This window comes from Marivita sp. (assembly GCF_051859345.1).
In the GTDB taxonomy this organism is placed as follows: domain Bacteria; phylum Pseudomonadota; class Alphaproteobacteria; order Rhodobacterales; family Rhodobacteraceae; genus Marivita.
In genome coordinates this window covers 1-3,935 of the sequence record NZ_JBHYFV010000087.1, presented here as the reverse complement: position 1 = coordinate 3,935, position 3,935 = coordinate 1, and the positions used below count along the sequence as shown (strand labels likewise).

General features: G+C 59.6%; 6 protein-coding genes and 1 tRNA gene. 5 read left to right on the top strand and 2 right to left on the bottom strand.

Features of this window, described 5'->3' with window-relative positions:
• From ACTIEN_RS21965 to ACTIEN_RS21950, 4 genes are all read left to right on the top strand, one after another.
• Positions 1 to 593: L,D-transpeptidase (locus ACTIEN_RS21965; RefSeq protein ID WP_439525275.1), on the top strand; the 593-nt coding region annotated here is incomplete at its 5' end.
• Positions 590 to 1,285, top strand: coding sequence for a L,D-transpeptidase (locus tag ACTIEN_RS21960; RefSeq protein ID WP_109766919.1), 696 nt, complete (start codon positions 590 to 592; stop codon positions 1,283 to 1,285). The genes ACTIEN_RS21965 and ACTIEN_RS21960, both read left to right, overlap by 4 nt.
• 314 nt (positions 1,286 to 1,599) lie before the next feature.
• A tRNA-Thr gene (locus ACTIEN_RS21955) sits at positions 1,600 to 1,675 on the top strand.
• Positions 1,676 to 1,722: 47 nt separating this feature from the next.
• Complete coding sequence (locus ACTIEN_RS21950) at positions 1,723 to 2,514, top strand: hypothetical protein (protein ID WP_439525274.1); 792 nt, start codon at positions 1,723 to 1,725, stop codon at positions 2,512 to 2,514.
• Here the strand turns inward: ACTIEN_RS21950 and ACTIEN_RS21945 are convergent.
• Positions 2,511 to 2,738, bottom strand: a complete 228-nt coding sequence (locus tag ACTIEN_RS21945; RefSeq protein ID WP_439525273.1) for a helix-turn-helix domain-containing protein — start codon at positions 2,736 to 2,738, stop codon at positions 2,511 to 2,513. The genes ACTIEN_RS21950 and ACTIEN_RS21945 overlap by 4 nt on opposite strands.
• 89 nt (positions 2,739 to 2,827) lie before the next feature.
• On the opposite strand from ACTIEN_RS21945, the gene ACTIEN_RS21940 reads away from it, so the two are divergent.
• A complete protein-coding gene (locus ACTIEN_RS21940; RefSeq protein ID WP_439525272.1) occupies positions 2,828 to 3,157 on the top strand; it encodes a hypothetical protein in 330 nt (109 codons plus the stop codon).
• Between the two features lie 156 nt (positions 3,158 to 3,313).
• Here the strand turns inward: ACTIEN_RS21940 and ACTIEN_RS21935 are convergent.
• Positions 3,314 to 3,935, bottom strand: a 622-nt coding sequence (locus ACTIEN_RS21935; protein ID WP_439525271.1) for a hypothetical protein, incomplete at its 5' end; no start/stop codon positions are given.

The following is a 3,935-nucleotide window of genomic DNA, read 5'->3' as shown; positions in this document are numbered from 1 at the left end:
CGCCCGGTCACGTCTTGATTCAGGAGACCAACATGCTTTCACGACGCATCTTCATAGCCGGAGCGGGCACGAGCCTATTGGCGCCCGTGCTTCCGGCCCACGCCCACGACGCCGACTTCCGGCTCGAGCCCCGTTTCGAACCGCAGTCGGTGCGCTTTGGCGGCTATGCGCCCGGCACGATCGTTGTCGATCCGCGCAACCACTATCTGGACTGGACCGAAACGCCCGCCCGCGCACGCCGCTACGGCGTCGGCGTAGGCCGGGCCGGCCTCGCCTTCCGGGGCGAGGCGGTCATCAGGCGCAAGGCCGAATGGCCAAGTTGGCGGCCGACCGACAACATGATCCGCCGCAATCCTGCCCGATACGCCAAATACGCTAACGGCGTGCCCGGAGGGCCGGGCAACCCGCTCGGCTCGCGGGCTCTTTATCTATACAAAGGCAATCGCGACACCATGTACCGCATTCACGGCACCACCGAACCCTGGAGCATCGGGCAGTCCGTTTCCAACGGCTGCATCCGGATGATCAACGCCCATGTCGAGGACCTTTACGAACGGGTCCCGCTGGGACCGCGCGTGGTGGTGCTGGGATGACACGGACATCGTTGACACGACGCCGGTTTGCCGCAGGTGCGGCGAGCCTGGCCGGGCTCGGCCTTGCGGGCTGCACGACGGCAGGCCCGTCGCGCCGCGCCGCCGACATCGCCACCCAACCGCCGGCGCCCTCGCGGCCGTCCCCGACGGTCGTCGCCGCCTACGGCCCGATGCCAGGCGAGCGTTTTCCTCTGCCGGCGATCGACATCTCCAAGGTGCCGCCGCAATTCTGGCGCCAGCAGGTCGCCTATCCGACACCCGAGCCGCCGGGCACGCTGGTCGTCGACACGGCCAACTTCTTTTTGTACCTGGTGCAGGAAGCCGGCCAGGCGATGCGTTACGGCGTCGGGCTCGGGCGCGCCGGGTTTGAATGGTCGGGCCGCGGACGCGTCGCCTACAAGCGTCAATGGCCCACCTGGACGCCGCCGGACGAGATGATCGCGCGCCAGCCGGAACTCGAGCGCTGGAGCGTCCGCAATGGCGGCATGCCGCCGGGCCTCGACAACCCGCTGGGCGCCCGCGCGCTCTACATCTTCGACGATGGCGTCGATACGCTCTACCGGGTGCACGGATCGCCGGAATACTGGACGATCGGCAAGGCGGTGTCGTCGGGCTGCGTCCGGATGATGCAGCAGGATGTGATCGACCTGTACAACCGGGTGCCGACACCTGCGCCGATCGTGGTCGTCTGATCGCCGCGAAGGCAGAGACCTTGCACCGGCAGCCGCGGCCGGGTCGTCACACCGAACGCGGCTTGCCGCCCGGGGAACGGCGCGGCGGGCCAAGACCCACTTGATCTTGGTCCGGCGCGCCGCTAAAGCGCTCGTCGGCGGACGGAACCGGTGATGCGCCGCGTCCCGTCCGCCCCGGCGCCGCTGTAGCTCAGTTGGTAGAGCACGTCATTCGTAATTAGCGGGTCCGCTAGAGAATGACGTTCGAAGCCAGCGGGTTGGCGGGGACATGAAGAATATAGTAGGGCGATAGTAGGTCGCTCTGCGTTTGGCAGGCCGCTTTAGCTCAGTTGGTAGAGCACATCATTCGTAATGATGGGGTCACGTGTTCGAGTCACGTAAGCGGCACCAGCCAAACAATAAAAAACATCTCCCACCTTCGTCTTTAGGTCGCTAACATGGCGGTCAATGCACTCTCGGGAGAAATCAGCATGGCAACGGCTGGAGACAATACCAAAGAGCAGAAAAAGCTTCTGGACCTCTTAGTGAATAGCTCTACTTTGTCTCCAGAAGACTTGAAATCTCTCTTGGTAGCAATGGACAACTTAGACGTTGTCGCTAAGGTTTTCCTCCTTGAGGGCGTGCCATTTGTTTTTTCAAGCAGTCCGATGAAGTATCTCATATTCCGAGAACAGGTCGCGGACCACTTTGAAATCGGTTATCAAGACGTTTGTATCGTTGGTAGTGCCAAACTTGGATTTAGCCCATCGCCACACAAATTCGGCAGATCGTTCGCTGAAACATCTGATGTCGACGTTGTTATCATTTCGCCAGAAATGTTTGACCGTGGAACACATGAACTTTTCCAGCACCTCAATGGTGTAGGTCCGGTTTTAGATTTCCAGAATACAAAGCCCGTAAGTGTGGACGCAAAAGATTGGCGGCTGCATCGGGAGGCAGTACGAAATTTTGTATACGAGAACTTCAATCCATCCCACTTGCCGGACAATCACAATTTAAGAAACGAAATATTTTCTAATATTTCTTCAACCTCGGCATTGTTCTTGGCGCTAGAACCACAGGTTTTTGTTTCTAAAATTAGATGTAGAATTTTCCGTCATTGGAAAGCTGCTGAAGCATATTACATCAATACATTAAGACAACTAAAAAGGCAGCTGTCAGGTGATGCTTCACAGAACTTTGTCACTGTTGATATGGAAGACGAAGAACCCTCACCGTCCGCCGGTTAACTTCGCATCGGCGATTCCGATCGCAAAACTAATTCGGCTAATTCTACTGAAAGTGCGGTGGCAATAAGCTCGGCGGTCTCCAACGTCACATTGATTTGTCCCGCCTCCACGCGGCTAACATATGCCTGATCGGCACCAATCCGCATCGCCAGTTCTTCCTGCGATACGTTTAACTTCTTCCGTTGTTCTTTCACGGCAAAGCCGAAGCGCTTCTTGATTTCCATGCCCAAGAAGGAGCCGACAAGGCAACCGCTTCACCATGTATTGTAATACATATTTCTATGTGCTTTCTTTCTCGGACGGGAGATCGCAAATGGATTTCTACAATTTCTGGCAGGACCTATTCGACACCTACCAGTCGCTGTCGGACTGGATGAAGACGCTGTGGCTGATCGTGCCTCCGGCGTTCGCGCTGGGCGTGCTTTGGCTTGGCCTCGAGTACCTGCACAAGAGCCGGTCTGCAGCTCCGACCGGGAGCGGTGAGCTCGCCTACACGGTGTTTGTCGATGAGACCGGGATCTGGCGAATCCATACTCATCAAGGTGCGGAAGCGGTGGCCCATGAGCGGCCCGAGGCAACCGTGCTGCCCCTGCCGGGCGCACACGCTCACACCCTGCCCAAACCGCCCGCCTCGGACGTCTGAGGCGGCTCTGAGGGCACACTAAAAGCCCGGCAGGTATAGCAGCTGCCGGGCTTTGTGGTTTTGAGGGGTTAGGCGGGTTTGCAGCGGTAGCGCGCGGTTGGCGCAAACCCGCAATACCCTGTCAAACCCGGTTATGCTTTCCAGTTCCCGCCATCCTCAGAAATGGGATGGCGCAGCGTCCTTTTCGGCCCGCGCCGTCGCGCTGACGTCTCGAACACGATAGGACTTCACGCCCGAGCCATCGGAGTCTGACAGCAGCACCAGACCACCGACAATCCGGTCGACATGTTTGGCCAGAAACCGCCCGACGCTGCGCGCGTTGAAGTGCTGATAGCGGGTGGTCGCGATCAGCTCCGCGACAAGGTCCTGTGCCGGTCCGTTGCCCTGCTTGTCCGCCATTGTCGCCAGTTCGGAGAGGGTCACGGGACGGTCCTGCAAGGCTGACCGCCAAAGGCGAAGCAGATCGAGCAGCACTGCCTTGGCCGGGTCGTCGGCAAGAATGCGCTCACGGGTATCAGCCGGATCGTCATGCCCGAGCCACAAGAGAGCTTCGCGCACAAGGTTCCAGGCTTCGAACGAACCGATTGTGTCGCGCGGCATCGGTCGTCCTGCTTCGATATAGGCGCGCAACACGGTCAGTCCCGCCATGACCAGTTCGGGGCGGTTGGCCCGCGCCTCGACACGGGGATCAAAGCTGAATTGGCGCTGGTCCGGTCGTTCCATGCCGGGGTCCATCCGGCAGATTAGCGCGCGCCGCGTAACGTCGCCAGAGAGGGTC